This window comes from Enterobacter sp. 18A13 (assembly GCF_007035975.1).
Lineage (GTDB): Bacteria > Pseudomonadota > Gammaproteobacteria > Enterobacterales > Enterobacteriaceae > Enterobacter > Enterobacter vonholyi.
This window is the reverse complement of sequence record NZ_AP019634.1, coordinates 4567178-4588213: the sequence shown is the minus strand read 5'-3', so window position 1 is coordinate 4588213 and position 21036 is coordinate 4567178. Positions and strand designations below refer to the sequence as shown.

At 52.3% G+C, this 21036-nt stretch carries 18 protein-coding genes; 7 read left to right on the top strand and 11 right to left on the bottom strand.

The annotated features are described in order from the left end of the window. Nucleotides 1-4: 4 nt before the first annotated feature. Entirely contained in the window at nt 5-1054 is a 1050-nt protein-coding gene (gene glnL, locus FOY93_RS22170) for a nitrogen regulation protein NR(II) (RefSeq protein WP_008501857.1), read from the bottom strand. A 170-nt stretch (nt 1055-1224) separates the two neighbouring features. After that, a complete protein-coding gene (gene glnA, locus FOY93_RS22165; protein WP_008501856.1) occupies nt 1225-2634 on the bottom strand; it encodes a glutamate--ammonia ligase in 1410 nt (469 codons plus the stop codon). Between the two features lie 376 nt (nt 2635-3010). Here glnA and typA point away from each other — a divergent pair, with 376 nt between their 5' ends. Next, nucleotides 3011-4834: a ribosome-dependent GTPase TypA gene (gene typA / locus FOY93_RS22160; protein ID WP_008501854.1), complete on the top strand. Its 1824-nt coding sequence runs from the start codon at nt 3011-3013 to the stop codon at nt 4832-4834. A gap of 156 nt (nt 4835-4990) precedes the next feature. Here the strand turns inward: typA and FOY93_RS22155 are convergent, their stop codons facing one another. The 4 genes from FOY93_RS22155 to FOY93_RS22140 all read right to left on the bottom strand — a co-directional run bounded on the left by FOY93_RS22155 (nt 4991) and on the right by FOY93_RS22140 (nt 9507). Continuing rightward, nucleotides 4991-7108: a peptidase domain-containing ABC transporter gene (locus FOY93_RS22155; RefSeq protein WP_133295369.1), complete on the bottom strand. Its 2118-nt coding sequence runs from the start codon at nt 7106-7108 to the stop codon at nt 4991-4993. Further along, nucleotides 7101-8375 (bottom strand): HlyD family secretion protein, encoded by a 1275-nt coding sequence (locus FOY93_RS22150; protein ID WP_143345682.1) that lies wholly within the window; start codon nt 8373-8375, stop codon nt 7101-7103. The genes FOY93_RS22155 and FOY93_RS22150 overlap by 8 nt, the downstream gene beginning before the upstream one ends. Before the next feature lie 68 nt (nt 8376-8443). Beyond that, the gene (locus tag FOY93_RS22145) at nt 8444-8728 is read right to left on the bottom strand and encodes a hypothetical protein (RefSeq protein ID WP_143345681.1); all 285 of its coding nucleotides are present in this window, start codon (nt 8726-8728) and stop codon (nt 8444-8446) included. Nucleotides 8729-8730: 2 nt separating this feature from the next. Next, nucleotides 8731-9507 carry a hypothetical protein gene (locus tag FOY93_RS22140; RefSeq protein WP_143345680.1) on the bottom strand — a complete coding sequence of 259 codons (777 nt, stop codon included), beginning with the start codon at nt 9505-9507 and terminating at the stop codon, nt 8731-8733. Nucleotides 9508-9912: 405 nt separating this feature from the next. Between FOY93_RS22140 and yihX the strand changes: the two genes are divergently transcribed. The 4 genes from yihX to fabY are packed head-to-tail and all read left to right on the top strand — an operon-like array spanning nt 9913 to nt 12807. Further along, on the top strand, nt 9913-10512 hold the full coding sequence (gene yihX, locus FOY93_RS22135; protein WP_143345679.1) for a glucose-1-phosphatase: 600 nt from the start codon (nt 9913-9915) through the stop codon (nt 10510-10512). Beyond that, the gene (locus FOY93_RS22130; protein ID WP_115876970.1) at nt 10506-11387 is read left to right on the top strand and encodes a virulence factor BrkB family protein; all 882 of its coding nucleotides are present in this window, start codon (nt 10506-10508) and stop codon (nt 11385-11387) included. Before yihX ends, FOY93_RS22130 begins: the two co-directional genes overlap by 7 nt. Then, entirely contained in the window at nt 11384-11821 is a 438-nt protein-coding gene (gene dtd, locus FOY93_RS22125; RefSeq protein WP_008501836.1) for a D-aminoacyl-tRNA deacylase, read from the top strand. The genes FOY93_RS22130 and dtd overlap by 4 nt, the downstream gene beginning before the upstream one ends. Before the next feature lie 44 nt (nt 11822-11865). Further along, on the top strand, nt 11866-12807 hold the full coding sequence (gene fabY / locus FOY93_RS22120; RefSeq protein WP_158285469.1) for a fatty acid biosynthesis protein FabY: 942 nt from the start codon (nt 11866-11868) through the stop codon (nt 12805-12807). An 8-nt stretch (nt 12808-12815) separates the two neighbouring features. On the opposite strand, the gene FOY93_RS22115 is transcribed toward fabY, so the two are convergent. From FOY93_RS22115 to fdnG, 5 genes are all read right to left on the bottom strand, one after another. Then, nucleotides 12816-13736: an alpha/beta hydrolase gene (locus tag FOY93_RS22115; RefSeq protein ID WP_133295364.1), complete on the bottom strand. Its 921-nt coding sequence runs from the start codon at nt 13734-13736 to the stop codon at nt 12816-12818. 219 nt (nt 13737-13955) lie between these two features. After that, nucleotides 13956-14885 (bottom strand): formate dehydrogenase accessory protein FdhE, encoded by a 930-nt coding sequence (gene fdhE / locus FOY93_RS22110; protein WP_023309751.1) that lies wholly within the window; start codon nt 14883-14885, stop codon nt 13956-13958. After that, complete coding sequence (gene fdoI / locus FOY93_RS22105) at nt 14882-15517, bottom strand: formate dehydrogenase cytochrome b556 subunit (protein ID WP_008501832.1); 636 nt, start codon at nt 15515-15517, stop codon at nt 14882-14884. Before fdoI ends, fdhE begins: the two co-directional genes overlap by 4 nt. Continuing rightward, entirely contained in the window at nt 15514-16416 is a 903-nt protein-coding gene (gene fdxH / locus FOY93_RS22100; RefSeq protein ID WP_008501831.1) for a formate dehydrogenase subunit beta, read from the bottom strand. Before fdxH ends, fdoI begins: the two co-directional genes overlap by 4 nt. Nucleotides 16417-16428: 12 nt before the next feature. Further along, complete coding sequence (fdnG, locus tag FOY93_RS22095) at nt 16429-19479, bottom strand: formate dehydrogenase-N subunit alpha (RefSeq protein ID WP_143345678.1); 3051 nt, start codon at nt 19477-19479, stop codon at nt 16429-16431. A 371-nt stretch (nt 19480-19850) separates the two neighbouring features. Between fdnG and fdhD the strand changes: the two genes are divergently transcribed. After that, nucleotides 19851-20687 carry a formate dehydrogenase accessory sulfurtransferase FdhD gene (fdhD, locus tag FOY93_RS22090; RefSeq protein WP_143345677.1) on the top strand — a complete coding sequence of 279 codons (837 nt, stop codon included), beginning with the start codon at nt 19851-19853 and terminating at the stop codon, nt 20685-20687. 114 nt (nt 20688-20801) lie between these two features. After that, entirely contained in the window at nt 20802-21014 is a 213-nt protein-coding gene (locus FOY93_RS22085) for a YdgH/BhsA/McbA family protein (RefSeq protein ID WP_023309747.1), read from the top strand. Nucleotides 21015-21036: the final 22 nt, after the last annotated feature.

Sequence of the window (21036 nt, the reverse complement as noted above, 5' to 3'; positions counted from 1 at the left end):
ACCTTTATTTTTTAATCGGCAGGAAAACCGAAAACTCGGTATGTCCCGGCCAACTGGTAAATTCAATTTTTCCAGAGTGTTGGTCGATCAAACTGCGGGCAATGGATAAGCCCAGGCCGGTTCCGCCTTCACGGCCGCTGACCATCGGGTAGAACAGGGTGTCCTGCAGATGCGATGGAATGCCGGGCCCGTTATCCTCAACGTCGATTCGGGCGGCCAGCCGGTAGCGCACGCCGTGTAACGTGAGCTGGAAGGCGGTGCGGGTGCGTAAAATAATCTCGCCGCCTTCAGGTCCCAGCGCCTGCAGGGCATTGCGCACAATGTTCAACAGGACCTGCTCAATCTGGTCCGGGTCATGGGCCAGTTCCGGCAGGCTTGGGTCGTAATCACGTACCAGCGTGACGTTCTCCGGCAGCTCCATTGAGACGAGCTTCACCACCCGCTCAGCCACTTTATGGATGCTTTCAGTGACGTGCATTCCCGGCTGCTGCGGACCGAGAAGACGGTCTACCAGATTCCGCAGACGGTCCGCCTGCTCAATGATGACGTTGGTGTACTCCGCCAGCGCAGGGTCAGGCAGCGCCTTGGTCAGAAGCTGCGCCGCGCCGCGTAACCCACCCAGCGGGTTTTTGATTTCATGCGCCAGACCGCGCACGAGGTCACGGGCTGCAATCTGCTGCGCATGCTGAAGCTGCTCCTGGCTCAGTCGACGCTGATTATCCATCGGCGCCATTTCCAGCAGGATCAGGCCTTCGGGAAGACGTTGCGCGGTTAGCGACAGAATGTGCGAGCGCCCGTCGATCACCAGCGTCACTTCGTTATCGGTGAAACCCTGGCCTGCCTGTAAGCTTTCCTGCATCAGGCCAATATTCAGCGAAAAGTAGCTCAGGAGTTCCGGAAGCGGGGTACCGAATAGTTTACGTGCGCTTTGGGCAAGCAGCTGCTGTGCCGCCGGGTTGGCGTAATGAACGGCCAGCTCGTCATCGACCAGCAAAATGCTGTTAATCAAAGAATTGAGGATCTGCCCAGCATCGGGCAGCGTGCCAGTTGCCATTCAGCAGTCTCCTGGAGTCGTTTGCACTAATTTAGTGCAGTATAGCGTTTTCGGCGTAAAAAGCGCGTGAGATCAGATTGTTGGTGGAGAAAAAAGCCCATCCGGAGATGGGCTAAAAGTTTCCACGGCAACTACTCCCGGCGCTTGTCACGCCGGGTAAAACAACTTAATTAAACGCTGTAGTACAGTTCGAACTCAACCGGATGCGGAGTCATGCGCACGCGGTCGTTCTCTTCAGTGCGCAGGGCGATGTAAGCATCGATAGCGTCGTCAGTGAATACGCCACCTGCAGTCAGGAACTCGCGGTCTGCGTCCAGCGCCTGCAGGGCTTCTTCCAGAGAGCCAGCAACCTGTGGGATCTCTTTCGCTTCTTCTGGCGGCAGGTCGTACAGGTTTTTGTCCATCGCTTCGCCCGGGTGGATCTTGTTCTTGATACCGTCCAGACCTGCCATCAGCAGTGCTGCGAAGCACAGGTATGGGTTAGCCGCTGGATCCGGGAAGCGTACTTCGATACGACGCGCTTTAGGAGACGCCACCACCGGGATACGGATAGAAGCAGAACGGTTACGTGCAGAGTAGGCCAGCATCACTGGCGCTTCGTAGCCCGGGACCAGACGCTTGTAGGAGTTGGTGGTTGGGTTCGCCAGGGCGTTGATCGCTTTAGCGTGTTTGATAACACCACCGATGTAATACAGCGCCTGCTCGGACAGGCCAGCATATTTGTCGCCAGAGAACAGGTTGGTACCGTTCTTGGACAGAGACATGTGGCAGTGCATACCGGAACCGTTGTCGCCAAACATTGGTTTTGGCATGAAGGTCGCGGTTTTACCGAAACGGTGCGCAACGTTGTGCACAACGTATTTGTAGATCTGAATTTCGTCCGCTTTTTTGGTCATGGTGTTGAAGCGGGTTGCCACTTCGTTCTGACCCGCAGTCGCCACTTCGTGGTGGTGAGCTTCAACAACCAGGCCCATCTCTTCCATCACCAGACACATGGTGGAACGAATGTCCTGTGCAGAATCGACCGGAGGAACCGGGAAGTAACCACCTTTAACGCCAGGACGGTGACCTTTGTTACCACCTTCATATTTGGTGGAGGAGTTCCATGCACCTTCGATGTCGTCGATAGCAACGTGGGAGCCAGAAATAGAAGCACCGAAACGGATGTCATCGAACAGGAAGAATTCTGGCTCTGGCCCGAACAGAACGGTGTCTGCGATGCCGGTAGAACGCAGGTACTCTTCAGCGCGTTTCGCGATAGAACGTGGGTCGCGGTCGTAGCCCTGCAGCGTGCCTGGCTCGAGGATGTCGCAACGGATGATCAGGGTTGGTTCTTCGAAGAACGGATCAATGACCGCAGTGGTTGCATCTGGCATCAGAACCATGTCGGATTCGTTAATGCCTTTCCAGCCACCAATGGAGGAGCCGTCAAACATTTTGCCTTCTTCAAAGAATTCGGCGTTCACCTGATGAGCAGGGATTGTGACGTGCTGTTCTTTACCTTTGGTGTCGGTGAAGCGGAGATCAACAAACTTCACTTCATGTTCGTTCAGCATCGTCAAAACGTGTTCAGCGGACATACTTAACTCTCCAGATTGGTCATTGTCGTCGTGGTAACGAGGTCTTCAGTTTCTGTTTGTACTGGCTGTTGCCATGTAATTTTTATAAAGCGAAATCTGTGCCAACTTTTAAATCACCCCAAAAAGGCGTTATCATGCGCACCATAGTGCAAAAGGGCTGCACCACGATGGATTTGTTGCACCAGTATAGTGCTTCAATGTGAACATTGAGCACCATATTGGTGCAATTTACGTTAAAGTGCCCTTTTTCGCTCCGTGAAAGCGATCACAAAGCATCTCTGCAATACTTGTTTGCGGAGGATGTTTGTGATCCTGTTTTGTAGTGCGATTAATCCGTGTACAATAACGCGCTATTTCTAATGCCTGAGGCAAAGTTGTGATCGAAAATTTGCGTAACATCGCCATCATCGCGCACGTTGACCATGGTAAAACTACCCTGGTTGATAAGCTGCTGCAGCAATCCGGTACGTTTGATGCGCGTGCCGAAACTCAAGAGCGTGTGATGGACTCCAACGATTTGGAGAAAGAGCGTGGGATTACCATCCTCGCGAAAAACACCGCGATTAAATGGAATGACTACCGTATCAACATCGTTGATACCCCAGGGCACGCCGACTTCGGTGGTGAAGTTGAGCGCGTGATGTCCATGGTGGATTCCGTGCTGCTGGTGGTTGACGCATTTGACGGCCCAATGCCGCAAACGCGCTTCGTGACCAAAAAAGCATTTGCCCATGGCCTGAAACCAATTGTTGTTATCAACAAGGTTGACCGTCCTGGCGCACGTCCTGACTGGGTTGTTGATCAGGTATTCGACCTGTTCGTTAACCTCGATGCGACCGACGAACAGCTGGACTTCCCTATCATTTACGCTTCGGCGCTGAATGGTATCGCGGGTCTGGATCACGAAGATATGGCGGAAGACATGACCCCGCTGTATCAGGCGATTGTCGATCACGTACCGGCACCGGATGTTGATCTGGATGGTCCACTGCAGATGCAGATCTCCCAGCTCGACTACAACAACTACGTTGGCGTCATCGGTATCGGCCGTATCAAACGCGGTAAAGTGAAGCCAAACCAGCAGGTTACTATCATCGATAGCGAAGGCAAAACCCGTAACGGTAAAGTTGGCAAAGTGCTGACTCACCTGGGTCTGGAGCGTATCGACAGCGATCTGGCTGAAGCGGGCGACATCATCGCTATCACCGGTCTGGGCGAGCTGAACATCTCTGACACCATCTGCGATCCGCAGAACGTGGAAGCGCTGCCAGCCCTGTCTGTTGATGAACCAACCGTTACCATGTTCTTCAACGTCAACACCTCTCCGTTCTGTGGAAAAGAAGGTAAGTTCGTTACCTCTCGTCAGATCCTTGACCGCCTGAACAAAGAGCTGGTGCACAACGTTGCGCTGCGTGTTGAAGAAACCGAAGACGCTGATGCATTCCGCGTTTCTGGTCGTGGTGAGCTGCACCTGTCTGTTCTGATCGAAAACATGCGTCGTGAAGGTTTCGAAATGGCGGTTTCCCGTCCGAAAGTTATCTTCCGCGAAATCGACGGCCGTAAACAAGAGCCGTTCGAAAACGTGACGCTGGACGTTGAAGAGCAGCACCAGGGTTCTGTGATGCAGGCGCTGGGTGAGCGTAAAGGCGACCTGAAAAACATGAATCCAGATGGCAAAGGCCGCGTACGTCTCGACTACGTGATCCCAAGCCGTGGCCTGATCGGCTTCCGTTCTGAGTTCATGACCATGACCTCCGGTACCGGTCTGCTGTACTCCACCTTCAGCCACTACGACGACGTGCGTCCGGGCGAAGTGGGCCAGCGTAACAACGGCGTACTGATCTCCAACGGTCAGGGTAAAGCGGTTGCGTTTGCGCTGTTCGGTCTGCAGGATCGCGGTAAGCTGTTCCTGGGTCACGGTGCTGAAGTTTACGAAGGCCAGATCATCGGTATTCACAGCCGTTCTAACGACCTGACCGTAAACTGCCTGACCGGTAAGAAACTGACCAACATGCGTGCGTCCGGTACTGACGAAGCAACGGTTCTGGTTCCACCGATCAAGATGACCCTGGAGCAGGCTCTGGAATTCATCGATGACGACGAACTGGTAGAAGTGACTCCGCTGTCTATCCGTATCCGTAAACGTCACCTGACCGAGAACGATCGTAAACGTGCTATGCGCGGTGCGAAAGAAGAGTAATACGGTCAATCTATAGGCCGGGTAAGCGCACGCGCCACCCGGCAGGTAAAAAGCCACTGATCCCTCAGCGGCTTTTTTATTCGATGATCGCCAGAATTCTTCATTACCCGGGGACGTTATGTCCCAACGCTATCTTTTTCCTGCGAAATTCACGGATTAGGGTAACTCTGCTCCATTTATCACGAACACCCGATCTGCCGATGAAATCGTGGTTTCGCGATGCGCGATAATAATCCTGGTAATGTTCATCGCCTGTATAGACTGATTGACCTGACTTTCACTGGTTTTATCAAGGTGGCTGGTCGCCTCGTCCATGAATAAAATACCCGGTTTACGGTATAATGCCCGGGCAATATAAATCCGCTGTTTTTGACCGCCCGACAACCCTTCCCCAAGTTCACCAATCAGTGTCTCGTAACCCATTGGTAGCTTTAAAATGTCATTATGAATATGGCTTGCGATAGCGCATTGCACCATCCACTGCTCGTCAATGTCAGGCCGAAAACCGGCGATATTCTCTTTGATTGAGCCTGAAAACAGCTTATCTTCCTGCATGATACAGGCAATGCGTTCAGCATAATGCTCGAAACCAAGTTGCTTAATATCAATGCCATTAATTCGGACGCAGCCGTTCGACGGTTCGAATAAACCGCACAACACTTTCATCAAGGTGCTTTTACCTGAACCCGATACGCCCGTAATAGCAATACTCTCCCCGGCATGAATGGTCAGATTCAGTTTGCTGAAGATAGGGTCCGCATGGTTATCATAACGGTAAGTCAGATCCTGAGTTTCGAGCGTTAAGGCTCCGTGTGGTAAACGCAGCGGGCTGGTGGCCGTTATAGAAGATGCTTCGTGCAGCGCAATATCGGCAACGCGTTCATTGTGTAAATTGATGATCTTCAGCTGAATGATAAAGTTGATCAGGGCATTTATTCGGTCATAGAACTGACTCCTGAAGGTGTTAAATGCAATAAACATACCGATGGTTAAATGACTATCCATCATCAGCCTGCCGCTAACCCACAGGATAACAATTTGGTCGCAGGCGGCGATAAAAGAGACGACGCCACCAAAGAAGAGATCCATTCGCGTCAAACGAATGCCTGTATTGACCTTATCTGAAAAAAGATTAAACCAGTTATTGATTCTCAGGTCAGTCATCCCCTGAACTTTAATCGTCGCGATACCGTACAGGGTTTCCATAAAATAAGAATTAAGGCGTGCTTCCTTGATTAACTCTTCTTCGGATAGCTGGCGATAGTATCGATAGGTAGCAAACCTAATGAAGGTGTATATTGCGGTAAAAGAGACCACTATCATGCTGAGCTGCAGGTTGTATAAAAACATCATTACCAGCAAACCCATGAGCATTAGCGTATCAATAATGCTACCAGTCAAACCTGTGGTAAAAGTGGCCCGTATAACATCAAGCGAGTGGAAGCGAGACTGAATGTCCCCCAGTTTGCGTCTTTCAAAATAGGTGGTCGGTAGCTTAATAAGGTGAGAAAAGAGGCTAAAACTCCACTGGACGTCGATGAGTGTTCCCAGTATCAGCGTGGTCCAGGAGCGTATGACACTGACCGTCAAACGTAACAGAATCAGAATAAACAACCCAAGACAGATGATATTAAGTAAACCGTAATCTCCGGATGCAATCACATTATCCGTGACTAATTGTGTCCCCACTGGCATTAGCAGGCTGATCAACTCAATCACCAGCGATAAGAAAAATACCTTCGTCAGTGAAGTTATCAGTCCATTGATATTCTTTAATAACGTGGTCGCTTTTAACCTGTTTTGCTTCTTTTGAACTGAGAAAGTGGTTCCCGGCCATACCTCAAGCACAACACCAGTAAAATGTTGGGATAATTCGGGCATGCTAATCACCCGTCGTCCAAACGCAGGGTCGTGGATCACCGCGCTGTTCTTATCGACCTTAATCAGTACGACAAAATGGTTAAAATCCCAATGCAATATGCAGGGCTTACGCACGTCATGTAATTCCTGAAGGTCCACGGACAATGCGCGTGACGACATCTCCAGTTCACTGGCAATTGCTTTTATCGCATTGAGGTTGACCCCACGTGATGACAAATTGAATTGTTGCCGGAGTTGCAGTAGATCCACCTGCTTGCCATAAAAACTGCATATCATTGAAAGACAGGCCAGGCCACATTCGGACGCTTCGGTTTGAAAGACAACTGGGATGCGTTTAAATATTTTCAGATCCAACTTGCGCAGCAGCGTCTCAAGTGTATAAAGATTATTCATTACCTGCGTCCGTTACGCTCATTTTCATTTCGTAAAATGGCGATAATAACCACTCATAGATATGTCTCTTTTCAAGGAAAAGAGAAATCTGCGCTTTGGCTCCCTGGCTCAGTGAGAGTTGTTTTCCATGAACTTGCACAGACTGTAGGTCAGGTTTGATCATGATTTTGTACCAGGACTTTTTATCGTCATAGAATTCATGTGCGATGGTCTGCTTTGACAGGAGTTCTGGCTTCGATGCCGGAAGCCTGGATATTGCTGATATTGATGCCCTGAACTGACCAAATTTTTCATAAGGAAAGGCGTCGTAACTAACATTAACGCGCTGGCCAATCGCCAGATAAGGAAGAACTTCATCCGGAACCCAGGTTTCGAGATAGCATGGTGAATGGATATTCTGCTGAACTCGCGCCAGTACATCGCCTGCGCCGATCATCTTACCTTGCGCCGTATTGATGGAGTCGATTAAGCCATCGGCTGTTGCCACGATGACATAATTACCTTCCGCTTCTGTATTTAACTTTTCTTTTTGCAGTTCGTATATTTGTTGCTCAAGCTGGTAAATCTGTTGGTCATAATCAGCGCTCTGGGACTGGATTTGCTGATTGAGCGCATCAATCTGAACCTGGTCCTGTGATTTTCTGGCGACCAGGTCAGAAACATTGCTCTGCTGTTGGTAGAGTAGTGCGTTTTGGCTACTCATCTGGTCTTTGGTGACCAGACCTTTTTCCTGATAACCACGGTAATCGTTAACGTTCTTCTCAATCTGATGCAGTTCCCGCTCAGCCTGCACCAGTAGCCCAGATGAGGTATTAAAACTGGACTGATAATGATCTTTTTGAGTCGTCAGCGCGTTGAGCGTACGGTTTTTCGAAGAGTTCAAATTTGCCATCATTACGCTGATACTCTTTATCTGTAGCGCGATCTCCTTTTTTTTATTCTCATCAACCAGGCCTGATTGCGTCGATACACCCGAATGAATGAGAAAGAGAGCATCACCTTTTTTTACGCGATCGCCTTCATTAACAAAACTCTGCACGACTGTACCCTGCATTGATGCAGAGATATTCACTGCGCCAGGGAAAGTGGTTATTTCACCGTGAACGATGACGCGACGGGTGTAGGAACCTTTGGTAATAAAAATAGAAATGGAAGCAATAAAAAAAATGCTGAGCAATATGATAAGAGCAAAAGGGATGCCCGGCAGAAGAACAGCTTTCCCTTCCCACCGTGTACTCTGATATTCAATAGCTTCCTTGCGAAACATTTCTGGCCTCTTGCGGGGTGGAAATAGCCGCCAAATATCAGCGGCTATGAGTTATAATGGTTCAGGAATTAATGTCTACCGTGATCATTACCCTGGCGGCCACCGCCACTTTTCGAACCACCATTACCTTTTGATGAACCACCGCTTTTACCACCAACGTTAACCGAGCAACCACCGCTAAAGGATGTGCTTTCAGAGTGAGAACCATCTTTGTTAGTGGTGCTGGTGTGAGAATAGCTGCCATTACAACCAGCGCTACCACCACCGAACATCCCACCAATCGCACTACCGATAGAACCCCACATTCCTGCACCGCTGACGTTACATAATTCACTTTCATTGAGTTCACGCATTATTAATTTTCCTTGCAATAGTGAGCAAAAGGTATACCCATAATATCCATAGACTTTTTCCATACCATTTCACCATCCGTGAATGAAATGTTTTTTACGCCAAAACGCGTAAAATCCTTTTCGCTGTACGTCGACAGACCTGTGTCTGGATCACCAATATTTTCTTTTTGCCCGCAAAGTGGCATCATCCATGACACATTTATATCTTTGTAGAATGCTTTATCCGTTTTTCTTATTTCTGAGAAAATGCGATCTGTTATCGTTGTGTCTGTATTGATTTCTCCGTTAACCGTAGTTGTTAACTTATTGTCATCAGAATTAGGCGACCCATGGAAACCAATAATGGAACCATAGTTGATGATTTTGTTTTTTGCCGCTGGGAAAAGATAGTTAGCACAGGAAGAAAGGCATAATCGCCTGACCTCAATGTTAATTTCTTTATCATGAATAACTTGTGCTATTTTTATTGCAGTTTCGACATCGCCGCCACCACTGTTTATGGATATCGTTCTGACAGGGATAAGGTTTTTTCTGATAAGCCCCACAATGATTTTGTCATCATCTTTGGATATGTTTCCGTCGATATATAACGTATCAAAAACGAGGTGGGGTGAAAGTTTTGGTTCAAGCCCTTGCTTCACAATCAGTTGGCTAGAGAGTTGATATAAAATATCTCTGCTGGCTTTTTTAAATCGGTAGGCATTGTATGAATAAATAGCGAAAGCGCAGAGTAAAGCTATTAAAACGGCACTGAGGACGTATCCCTTTTTAATCTTCACGAAAGTGCAGCTCCATGTGTAAAGTAATGTAAACTTATCATTATAAAAAAGAAGATAAATAGAGTATTTGTATCTAAATGTAAATTTAAGTAAGGTGAACTTGTTGCGATTTCGAGCAAAGCCGCGCGAAATGGGATTGCCATGGCAAAAATGGGGGAATATGGTGATGAGAAAAAATATTACGGAAGCGTTTTTCTATAATTTTTTGCAGAATGAACTAAAACGTATATCTTCGCAAAATCGAACTTAAATAAAACTCATCCCTGCCTATCGCCCGTAAGCCAATATCATCTTCCTGGCTAAATTTTTGTTCTTCATACTGCTCCCTCTAAGCTGAATCTCATGCATAGCCAAACTTTATCTTTCCCGCTACAGTTACCTCTCCACGGCGAGCAGGAGATAAACATGCTTTATATCTTTGATTTAGGAAACGTCATCGTCGATATCGATTTTAATCGCGTGTTGGGCGCATGGAGCGATTTTAGCCGCGTGCCGCTGGCGACCTTAAAGCAGAATTTCGCGATGGGCGAGACCTTCCACCAGCATGAGCGCGGTGAGATTAGCGATGAAGCATTCGCTGATCGTTTCTGTCAGGAGATGGGGCTTTCGTTAAGCTATGAACAGTTTTCCCACGGTTGGCAGGCGGTATTTGTCGCCATCCGGCCTGAAGTGATCGACATCATGCACAAACTGCGCGAGCAGGGGCATCGTGTCGTTGTGCTATCAAATACCAACCGCCTGCATACCACGTTCTGGCCTGAAGAATACCCTGAAGTTAAGGCGGCGGCTGATAAAATCTATCTCTCGCAGGAGATGGGCATGCGTAAGCCTGAAGCGCGAATTTATCAGGCTGTTCTGCAGTCAGAAGGATTCACCGCGGCCGATGCGGTCTTTTTCGACGACAACGCCGATAATATAGAGGGAGCTAACCAGTTGGGTATTACGTCAATTCTGGTGACCGGAAAAGAGACGATACCTGACTACTTTGCGAAGCAGCTATGCTAAAAACCGTTCATCAAAAAGCCACGCACCATACTCGCCCGCTGCGGGCCTGGCTGAAACTGCTCTGGCACCGGATTGATGAGGACAATATGACCACGCTGGCGGGTAACCTCGCCTACGTGTCATTGCTCTCGTTAGTGCCGCTGGTGGCGGTTATCTTTGCCCTGTTTTCCGCCTTTCCGATGTTTGCGGACGTCAGCGTGCAGCTTCGTCATTTTGTCTTCGCGAATTTCATTCCGGCAACCGGGGATGTTATCCAGAACTACATTGAGCAGTTTGTTGCCAATTCCAGCAAGATGACGGCAGTGGGGGCGTGCGGTCTTATCGTCACCGCGCTGCTGTTGATGTACGCCATCGATAACGCGCTAAACACGATCTGGCGGAGTAAAAAAGCGCGGCCAAAGGTCTATTCCTTTGCCGTGTACTGGATGATCCTCACGCTGGGGCCGCTGCTGGCCGGAGCGAGCCTGGCAATCAGTTCTTATCTGCTCTCCCTGCGCTGGGCGAGTGATTTAAACGGCGCTATTGATAATGTGCTTCGCATCTTTCCGTTGATCCTGTCGTGGCTCTCGTTCTGGCTGCTCTATAGCGTGGTGCCGACCACGCGCGTGCCTAACCGCGATGCGGTCGTGGGGGCGCTGGTGGCGGCATTGCTCTTTGAGCTCGGTAAGAAAGGGTTTGCCCTCTACATCACCATGTTTCCGTCCTATCAGCTGATTTACGGCGTGCTGGCGGTGATCCCCATTTTGTTTGTCTGGGTCTACTGGACCTGGTGTATCGTCTTGCTTGGTGCTGAAATAACTGTCACTCTCGGTGTATACCGCGAACTTAAAAAAGCAGCAGAAGCTGAAAAACAACAAGAAGCAGACCAACCATGATTGCATTGATACAGCGCGTAACCCGTGCCAGCGTCACCGTGGAGGGAGAGGTGACGGGTGAAATTGGCCCAGGACTTTTGGTGTTGTTAGGTGTCGAAAAGGATGATGACGAACAAAAAGCCAACCGCTTGTGCGAGCGCGTGCTGGGCTACCGTATTTTCAGCGATGCGGAAGGCAAGATGAACCTGAACGTCCAGCAGGCGGGCGGCAGCGTGCTGGTGGTTTCCCAGTTTACGCTGGCAGCGGATACCGAGCGCGGCATGCGCCCGAGTTTCTCGAAAGGTGCCGCGCCAGATCGTGCAGAAGCACTTTACGAGTACTTTGTTGAGCGTTGTCGCCAGCAGGAAATGAATACGCAAACCGGACGATTCGCTGCAGATATGCAGGTATCGCTGGTGAACGATGGCCCCGTCACATTCTGGCTCCAGGTATGAGCATACTTACGGCATGGCCGCGGGTAACAAGAGAGAGTACAGCTATGTATCACCTTCGAGTACCGCAAACGGAAGAAGAGTTAAACGCTTATTACCAGTTCCGCTGGGAAATGCTACGCAAGCCATTACATCAGCCAAAAGGCTCTGAGCGCGACGCCTGGGACGCGATGGCCCACCATCAGATGGTGATGGACGAAGAGGGCAACCTTGTGGCCGTCGGGCGTTTGTATATCAACGCCGATAACGAAGCGTCTATTCGCTTTATGGCGGTTCATCCCTCCGTGCAGGACAAAGGTCTGGGGACGCTAATGGCGATGACCCTGGAATCCGTCGCCCGTCAGGAAGGCGTTAAGCGCGTCACCTGTAGCGCCCGCGAAGATGCCGTGGAATTCTTCGCTAAACTCGGTTTTGTGAATCAGGGGGAGATCACGACCCCGCAAACCACCCCGATTCGTCATTTTTTGATGATCAAACCCATCGCCACGCTGGACGATATTCTGCATCGCGCCGACTGGTGCGGGCAGCTGCAGCAGGCCTGGTATCAGCACATTCCGCTCAGCGAAAAAATGGGCGTGCGCATTCAGCAGTACACCGGACAAAAATTTATTACCACCATGCCGGAAACTGGCAATCAGAACCCCCACCACACCCTCTTTGCCGGAAGTCTGTTCTCACTGGCCACGCTTACCGGCTGGGGACTTATCTGGCTGATGCTGCGCGAGCGCCATCTGGGTGGCACCATCATTCTTGCTGATGCTCATATCCGCTATAGCGCACCGATCAGCGGTAAACCGAGCGCGGTGGCCGATCTGGGATCGCTGGGCGGCGATCTGGATCGCCTGGCACGCGGCCGCAAGGCTCGCGTACAAATGCAGGTTGAACTATTTGGCGATAAAACACCGGGCGCGGTGTTTGAAGGCACCTACATTGTTCTTCCGGCGAAGCCTTTTGGCGCGTATGAAGAGGGCGGGAACGAGGAGGAGTAATCTTCTGTTCACGTTATCCGGGCGTGCTGAATCCGCCCGGCGATATCCCGCATAACGTCTCGCGCAGACTGGCTAACGCCGCCAAGCTGAAAGAAGCCATGGATGACGCCCAGCCAGCGCTGAGCGGTACACTTCACACCCTGCTCAGTCAAATGCTGATATAACATTTCTCCCTCATCGCACAGCGGATCGTACTCTGCGGTAATGATGTGCACTGGCGGAAGTCCGTAAAAATCATCGCGCCACAGCGGGCTCGCTTCGGGATGCTGGCGGTCGATGTCGGCGAGGTACATTTCATACCCGCTGAGCAGGGTATCGCGGGTGATAATGTAATCCGTGCCATTGAGGGCATAGCTTTCAAAACTGGCGGTGGCGTCGAGCATGGGATAGATAAGAATGAGCTGCGCGGGTTTCCATCGTCCTTTCGCGTTGAGCCGCAATGACGTTACCAGCGCAAGATGGCCTCCTGCGCTGTCTCCGCAAAGTGTGATCCGGTTTTTATCCACGCCCAGTTTGTCCGCATATTGCCAGACCAGATCTGCACCTTTTTCAGCATCGTCATGTGCTGCGGGGAAAATATGCTCCGGGGCCAGCCTGTACTGAATCGCGATCACCCGGCAATTGCCGTAGCAGGCTAACTGGCGGAGTTGGTTGTCATGGGTATCAAAGCCGCCGCTGATGAAACATCCACCATGATAGTAAATGGCAGCAGGCAATATTTCAGGTGCATTGAGAGGTGAAAATACCCGAATGGTAAGACCCTCAAGAACAAACGTCTCTACCTGAACGCGCGTTTCGGTCTCCCCGGCAAGCCCTGTGCTGGCAATATAGCCTGCTCGTCGCACCTCAATGCTCTGGCGACGTAACGAGGGCCGCCCTGCAGCGATAAATCCCTGAACCAGCTGTGCAATACCCTTTTCCAGCGCCATGAATAATCCCTTTTACTGTATGGATGAACAGTTTTATGGCCTGGTTTGATTCAAAAGAAAACAAGAATAGTGTTGAGGGCAACAACCTGGAAAGCGGCTCGTAAAGGCGATAACGCGTCTCTCAACGAGAATGGAGAACATCTGACATGAAAGACGGCGGGTAATGCTGTCGAACTGCAGGCCGGGCAAGCACGCGCCGCCCGGCACTGTCACAGGGAGTTATTCCCCTTCACCCGGGAACAGGAACGGGTTGATCGAGCTGCGGGCGAATCCCTCCTGCTCCATCTTCGCGTCCAGAATCAGCGAGGCAAGATCGTCGGCCACCGCTTCGACTTTCGGGTCTTTTTCCTGATACAGAATCTTCAGGTAAGTGCCACAGTCGCCGCAGCTTTCGGCTTTCACTGCTGCTTCTTCATTTTCCAGCGACCAGTAATTCAGATCGCGGGTCTGCTCGCAGTTGCTGCACTTGATGCGAACCACGTGCCACTCGGTTTCACACAGGTTACAGTGCAGGTAGCGCAGCCCCTGAGTGGTGCCGATTTGCACCATGCTGGAAACCGGCATTGAGCCGCAGACCGGGCAGAACTGGCGCGCCTCGCCGTATTCGGCGCGAGCTTTGCCGGGGATCAGGCTCGCCATTTGCGCCCAGTAAAGCGACAGCGCAGCCCAGATAAACGGCGCTTTATCGCTGCTCACCAGAGCGAAGTCGGAGGCAAACAGCGCGCTCGCCATCTCTTCCAGCTCCAGGTCAGAGGCTTTTTCCAGATTCTCAATGACCGCCAGCGCGGTACCGCTCATCTCCGGCTTCAGCTCGGCAATCAGCGAATGCAGCAGCTTTTGCCAGTGCTTGTCGCGCGGCAGGACGTGAATGTCCAGCGGCGGCTTGCCCTGCGCGTTGGCTTCTTTGATACGCGCGGTCAGATCCATTTGCAGCGGGTGGTCGTACAGCACCACTTCCTGCGCATGGGCGACCAGCGCGGCAAAACGCAGAAAATCGCCCAGCGGGTTGTTCTCTGCCAGCTCGCGCAGACGCTCTGCGCGGCGGTTGTAGAGGTTCTTGAGTCTGGGGAATAACAACGGCGGAATATAATCCGCCGTGCGTTTCTCGCTCGACCCCAGCTCATCTTGCGGGATTATGCGAATACTCATTCAGATGACTTTTCCTGTTTCTGGCGGACTTCACGGTACCAGCGCGGGTGATGTTTCTTCGCCCACGTACTGGTTACCCAGCCTTCCACCATCGCGGTAATGGTGCCTTTCACCCAAAGGGCGGCGTAGATATGCACCATGATAACCACAATTAACGCCACTGCGGCAAATGAATGCAGCATCAGCGCGAATCGGATCACCGGGATTGAGAAAGCAGGCGCAAAGTACGGACGCCAGATGATCACGCCGCTCACCAGCAACAGGACCAGGAAGATAATCGCCGCCCAGAATACGCATTTCTGGCCGAAGTTATAACGCCCGGTGTCACCCACTTCCTCGTTGACGACGATCTTACGAATATTCTTCGCCCAAAAGATATCATCCCGATTGATTAGGTTATGGTGCCAGTAGCGGAAAAACATGATGATGAACGACGCGAACATGATGACGCCTACAAACGGGTGTAGGATGCGCGCCAGCTGTGGTGTCCCCATGATCTGCATCAGCCAGTTGAAGGACGGGAAGAAGAACCCCAGCCCGCTTATCGCCGCCAGCATGAAGCAGAAGGCGGTGACCCAGTGGTTGATGCGTTCCGGCGCGGTGTAGCGCACGATGGTGTCACGTTTTCTCATTTGCGCACCTCGTCTTTCTCTTCATGCAGGTTGTCGTCTTCCTCTTCCGCGCGGTTCGGACCGACGCCGACGTAGTGGAAGATGCTCGCTGCGAAGGTGGCAGCAAAACCGACCGCTGCCAGCGGTTTCCAGATGCCTTTCCAGAACTTCACGGTGGCGCTGATTTCCGGGTTCTCCGGCAGACCGTGATACAGATTCGGCTTGTCGGCGTGGTGCAGCACGTACATCACGTGCGTACCGCCAACCCCGGCCGGATCGTACAGGCCCGCGTTGTCGTAACCACGGGTTTTCAGCTCTCCCACGCGCTCTGCCGCCAGCGTTTTCATATCCTCTTTGGAGCCAAAGTGGATAGCGCCGGTTGGGCAGGTCTTCACGCACGCAGGCTCCTGGCCGACGGTTACGCGGTCAACGCACAGGGTGCATTTGTAGACGCGGTTGTCTTCCGGGTTCAGGCGCGGTACGTCGAACGGACAGCCCGCGATGCAGTAGCCGCAGCCGATGCACTGTTCGGACTGGAAGTCGACGATGCCGTTGGCATACTGAATGATAGCCCCTTCTGACGGACATGCCTTCAGGCAGCCCGGATCCGCACAGTGCATACAGCCGTCTTTGCGAATAAGCCATTCCAGTTTGTCGTTCTGCTCAACTTCCGAGAAACGCATCACCGTCCAGGACTTGGCGGTCAGGTCCGCCGGGTTGTCGTACACCCCGACGTTGTGACCCACTTCGTCACGCAGATCGTTCCACTCAGAGCAGGCCACCTGACAGGCTTTACAGCCGATACAGGTGGTCACGTCGATAAGCTTCGCCACTTCCTGCTGGTGGTCCCGCGCCTGAGGCGCGGGCGTGAAACCATTAGTCGCGGAACGACGGATAATGTCTTGAGATTGATAAGCCATAAGTCGTCTCCGTTACACCTTTTCCACGTTCACGAGGAAGGCCTTAAACTCCGGCGTCTGCGTGTTCGCATCACCGACGAACGGCGTCAGGGTGTTCGCAATAAACCCTTTCTTCGCCACGCCCTCATAGCCCCAGTGAATCGGAATACCGATGGTATCCACCTGCTGACCGTGAACGTTCAGCGTGCGAATACGCTTAGTCACCACCGCCTTGGCTTTAATGTAGCCACGGTTAGAGGAGACCTTCACGGTATCGCCATGGGCAATGCCGAGCTTGTTCGCCAGCTTCTCGCCGATCTCCACAAACTGTTCCGGCTGTGCGATCGCGTTAAGCAGCGCGTGCTTGGTCCAGTAGTGGAAGTGCTCGGTCAGACGGTAGGTGGTGCCCACGTACGGGAACTTGTCCTTTTTACCCAGCGCTTCAAAGTCGCCTTTGAAGATACGGGCTGCCGGGTTTGAGACCACGTTCGGGTGCAGCGGGTTGGTGCCCAGCGGCGTCTCAAACGGCTCGTAGTGTTCCGGGAACGGACCTTCCGCCATCTTATCGATAGCAAACAGACGCCCCATCCCTTCAGGCTGCATGATAAACGGCCCGACGTCGCTGCCTGGTGCGGCAGTGCTGTAGTCCGGAATATCCACGCCGCCCCATTTCGCACCGTCCCACTTCAGAAGCTGACGCTTCGGATCCCACGGGTTACCCTGCGGGTCAGCGGATGCGCGGTTATAGAGGATGCGGCGGTTGAGCGGCCACGCCCATGCCCAGCCCAGCGTATTGCCAAGGCCCGACGGGTCGGCGTTATCGCGGTTTGCCATCTGGTTGCCTTTCGGCGTCCAGCTACCGGCAAAGATCCAGCAGCCGCTGGAGGTGGTACCGTCATCGCGCAGGTGCGCGAAGGTGCTGAGCTGATCGCCTTTCTTCGCCAGTACGGTGCCGGTGGCCGTGTCAATAACGTCCGCCAGCGCCTTACCGTTGCTCTCCATCGCCACTTCTTCTGGCGCAGGATTTTCCGGCGTCGAGTAGTTCCAGGTCATGTTCAGCACGGGTTCCGGGTTCGCGCCGCCTTCTTCCGCATACATCTTACGCAGGCGTAAGAAGATGCCGGCCAGGATCTCGCCGTCGTTCATGGCGATGCCCGGGGCGTCCGCACCTTTCCAGTGCCACTGCAGCCAGCGTCCGGAGTTAACGATCGACCCGTTCTCTTCCGCGAAGCAGGTTGACGGCAGACGGAACACTTCGGTCTGAATCTTCGACGGATCGACGTCGTTCGATTCGCCGTGATTCTGCCAGAAGGTCGAGGTCTCGGTATTGAGCGGGTCAATCGTCACCAGGAACTTCAGTTTCGACAGCGACTCAACAACCTTGTTCTTGTTAGGGAACGAGGCCACCGGGTTAAAGCCCTGGCACAAATAGCCGTTCACTTTGCCCTGGTGCATCATCTCGAAATACTGCAGAACGTCATAACCTTTGTCCCACTTCGGCAGCCAGTCAAAGCCCCAGCTGTTTTCAGCCGTCGCTTTATCACCGAAGAACGCTTTCATCATCGAGACGAAGAACTTCGGATAGTTGCCCCAGTAGTTCACCTGGCCTTCAAGCAGCGGTTTAGGCGTGCTGGCCGTCAGGTAGGTTTGCAGGTCGGTCTGTGTCTCGCTTGGCAGGTTCATGTAACCCGGCAGGCTTTGAGACAGCAGGCCGAGGTCAGTCAGACCCTGAATGTTGGAGTGACCGCGCAGGGCGTTCACGCCGCCGCCAGCCATACCCATGTTGCCGAGCAGGAGCTGAACCATCGCCATGGTACGGATGTTCTGCGCACCGATGGAGTGTTGCGTCCAGCCGAGGGCGTACAGGAACGACGCGGTTTTGTCCTTCGCGCTGGTTTCGGCGATAAGCTCGCACACCTTCAGGAAGTCCGCCTTCGGCGTACCGCAGATGTTTTCGACAACCTCAGGCGTGTAGCGGGAAACGTGCTCTTTCAGCAGGTTCCACACGCAGCGCGGGTGCTGCAGGGTGGTGTCGCGCTTCGCAAAGCCTTTTTCATCCAGCTCGTAGTTCCAGCTGGTTTTGTCGTATTTGCGTTTTTCGGCGTCGTAACCGCTGAACAGGCCATCTTCGAAGTGGTAATCCTCACGCACGATCAGGCTGGCGTTGGTATAGGCTTCGGTGTATTCGCGGTTATATTTTTCGTTGGTCATCAGGTACAGCAATACGCCTGACAGGAAAGTGATGTCAGTACCTGAACGAATAGGGGTGTAGAAATCCGCCACTGACGCAGTACGCGTAAAGCGGGGATCGATCACAATCAGTTTCGCACCGTTGTGGATTTTGGCTTCCATCGCCCAGCGGAACCCGACAGGGTGCGCTTCAGCGGCGTTACCGCCCATCACCACAATGAGGTTGGCGTTCTTGATGTCGACCCAGTGGTTGGTCATCGCACCGCGACCAAATGTTGGAGCAAGACTTGCTACCGTTGGTCCGTGTCAGACACGCGCCTGGTTGTCGACCGCGAGCATACCGAGTGCGCGCGTAAATTTCTGGGTTAAATAACCGGTTTCGTTGCTTGAAGCGGAGGCACACAGCATCCCGGTGGAGAGCCAGCGGTTGACCGTGACGCCGTCCGCATTCTTCTCAACAAAGTTGGCATCGCGGTCTTCTTTAATGTGTTTTGCGATGCGGTCAAACGCCTCTTCCCAGCTGATTTGCTGCCATTTGTCGGATCCAGGCGCACGATATTCAGGGAATTTGAGACGGCTTTCGGAGTGGATAAAGTCCACCAGACCGGCCCCTTTCGGGCACAATGCGCCGCGGTTAACCGGATGATCCGGGTCGCCTTCGATATGGAAAATAGACGCTTTGGCGTTTTTAGCACCGTCGCCGAGGCTATACATTAACAGCCCGCAACCGACAGAGCAGTACGTACAGGTATTACGGGTTTCACGGGTGCGCAGCAGTTTATACTGCCGCGTTTCCGCCAGCGCTACGCCGGGCGCAAAGCCCAGTGCCGCTGCCGTGGTGCCTGCCATACCGCCAGCGCAGATCTTAAAGAACTGCCTTCTGCTGACCTGCATGGGTCACTCCTTGTTTCGACATTGCTTACATATGTAGTTTTGACTTCGCGGTTGAGAATTGACCGCAAAGGAAAAAATTTGCGTTAATCCCTCAATTCCACGAGGGATATCATCAGAATACCACATTGTCGGTACCGCTGTTCTAATGGCGTTAATACAAAGTGAACGTATTATCACCATGTTGATTATAAAGTGTGATATTGATCACATTAAAGGCTCTGCATGTTAAAGCGGTGTAGCCAGTGTCAGGTTGCACCCCTGCTAAATGAGTAGGAGAATGGTTGTCGAAAAGTTGATCCATACTATGCATACAGCCTGTGGTTTATGCTGCAATAGCACGCTCACCTCCGTGGTTGTTCAGGAATACCGCTGTGTCTAAACAAAACCGTGCTCCCCACTCGTCACTCCTGCCTGCCGGCATTGTGGAACTTTCGGTACACAGACCGCCCCACATCACCCATGCCACGCCGGATTTTCTGGCGGAAGAAGTGCCCGTTGCGCTCGTTTACAACGGTATTTCACATGTGGTGATGATGGCGTCTCCGAAAGATCTTGAGCTGTTCGCCATCGGTTTTTCCCTCTCGGAAGCCATCATTGACCATCCGCAGGAGATCTACGGTATGGACGTGGTGCAGGCCTGCAACGGTCTTGAAGTGCAAATCGAACTCTCCAGCCGCCGCTTTATGGGACTCAAGGAGCGCCGTCGCGCGCTGGCCGGGCGTACCGGCTGTGGCGTGTGTGGCGTTGAGCAGCTCAATGATATTGGTAAACCCGTTGCGCCATTGCCGTTTACTCAGACCTTTAATCTGGCGCACCTCGACCATGCGCTTAAGCACCTGAATGATGTACAGCCCATCGGCCAGCTGAGCGGCTGCACGCACGCGGCGGCATGGGTGTTGCCGTCGGGGGATATTGCCGGGGGACATGAGGACGTTGGCCGCCACGTGGCGTTGGACAAGCTGCTCGGTCGCCGGGCTCGTGAAAGTGAGGTCTGGAAGCAGGGGGCAGCACTCGTTTCCAGCCGCGCCAGCTACGAGATGGTGCAAAAATCCGCGATGTGCGGTGTGGAAATTCTGTTTGCGGTCTCAGCCGCAACAACGCTGGCGGTGGAGGTGGCGGAGCGCTGCAACCTGACGCTGGTGGGCTTCTGCAAGCCGGGAAGGGCGACGATTTATACCCATCCACAACGATTGATAGTTGATCAGTAATTTTGAATGATAATAGCAAATCCTTCCGCTTTTAGTTGTTCATGATGAGGTCTAGTATTTATCTCATCAAGGCACGGTGCCTTACCAAAACAACTTAATGAAAGGGTTTATATCATGAAAAGCATCAAAACTTTTGTCGCTGTAATCGCTCTGGCTACTTCTTTCGGTTCTTTCGCTGCACAGACCGTAACCGCAACCGCCTCTACCATTGATGGCGCAGAAGCTAAAATCGCGGCTCAGGCTCAGGAAGCCGGCGCGTCATCGTACAAAATTACCCAGGCGTTCTCAGGTAACCGCGTACACATGACCGCTGAACTGACTAAATAAGCTGTCACACCGTCGAAAGAGC

Excerpts from the sequence above, each read along its gene's own strand:
- glnA (WP_008501856.1), bottom strand. The coding sequence starts at position 2,634 with ATGTCCGCTGAACACGTTTTGACGATGCTGAACGAACATGAAGTGAAG.
- FOY93_RS22085 (WP_023309747.1), top strand. The coding sequence starts at position 20,802 with ATGAAAAGCATCAAAACTTTTGTCGCTGTAATCGCTCTGGCTACTTCT.
- yihX (WP_143345679.1), top strand. The coding sequence starts at position 9,913 with ATGCTTTATATCTTTGATTTAGGAAACGTCATCGTCGATATCGATTTT.
- FOY93_RS22150 (WP_143345682.1), bottom strand. The coding sequence starts at position 8,375 with ATGTTTCGCAAGGAAGCTATTGAATATCAGAGTACACGGTGGGAAGGG.
- FOY93_RS22130 (WP_115876970.1), top strand. The coding sequence starts at position 10,506 with ATGCTAAAAACCGTTCATCAAAAAGCCACGCACCATACTCGCCCGCTG.
- glnL (WP_008501857.1), bottom strand. The coding sequence starts at position 1,054 with ATGGCAACTGGCACGCTGCCCGATGCTGGGCAGATCCTCAATTCTTTG.
- FOY93_RS22115 (WP_133295364.1), bottom strand. The coding sequence starts at position 13,736 with ATGGCGCTGGAAAAGGGTATTGCACAGCTGGTTCAGGGATTTATCGCT.
- FOY93_RS22145 (WP_143345681.1), bottom strand. The coding sequence starts at position 8,728 with ATGCGTGAACTCAATGAAAGTGAATTATGTAACGTCAGCGGTGCAGGA.
- fdhE (WP_023309751.1), bottom strand. The coding sequence starts at position 14,885 with ATGAGTATTCGCATAATCCCGCAAGATGAGCTGGGGTCGAGCGAGAAA.
- fabY (WP_158285469.1), top strand. The coding sequence starts at position 11,866 with ATGTATCACCTTCGAGTACCGCAAACGGAAGAAGAGTTAAACGCTTAT.
- fdxH (WP_008501831.1), bottom strand. The coding sequence starts at position 16,416 with ATGGCTTATCAATCTCAAGACATTATCCGTCGTTCCGCGACTAATGGT.
- dtd (WP_008501836.1), top strand. The coding sequence starts at position 11,384 with ATGATTGCATTGATACAGCGCGTAACCCGTGCCAGCGTCACCGTGGAG.
- FOY93_RS22155 (WP_133295369.1), bottom strand. The coding sequence starts at position 7,108 with ATGAATAATCTTTATACACTTGAGACGCTGCTGCGCAAGTTGGATCTG.
- fdoI (WP_008501832.1), bottom strand. The coding sequence starts at position 15,517 with ATGAGAAAACGTGACACCATCGTGCGCTACACCGCGCCGGAACGCATC.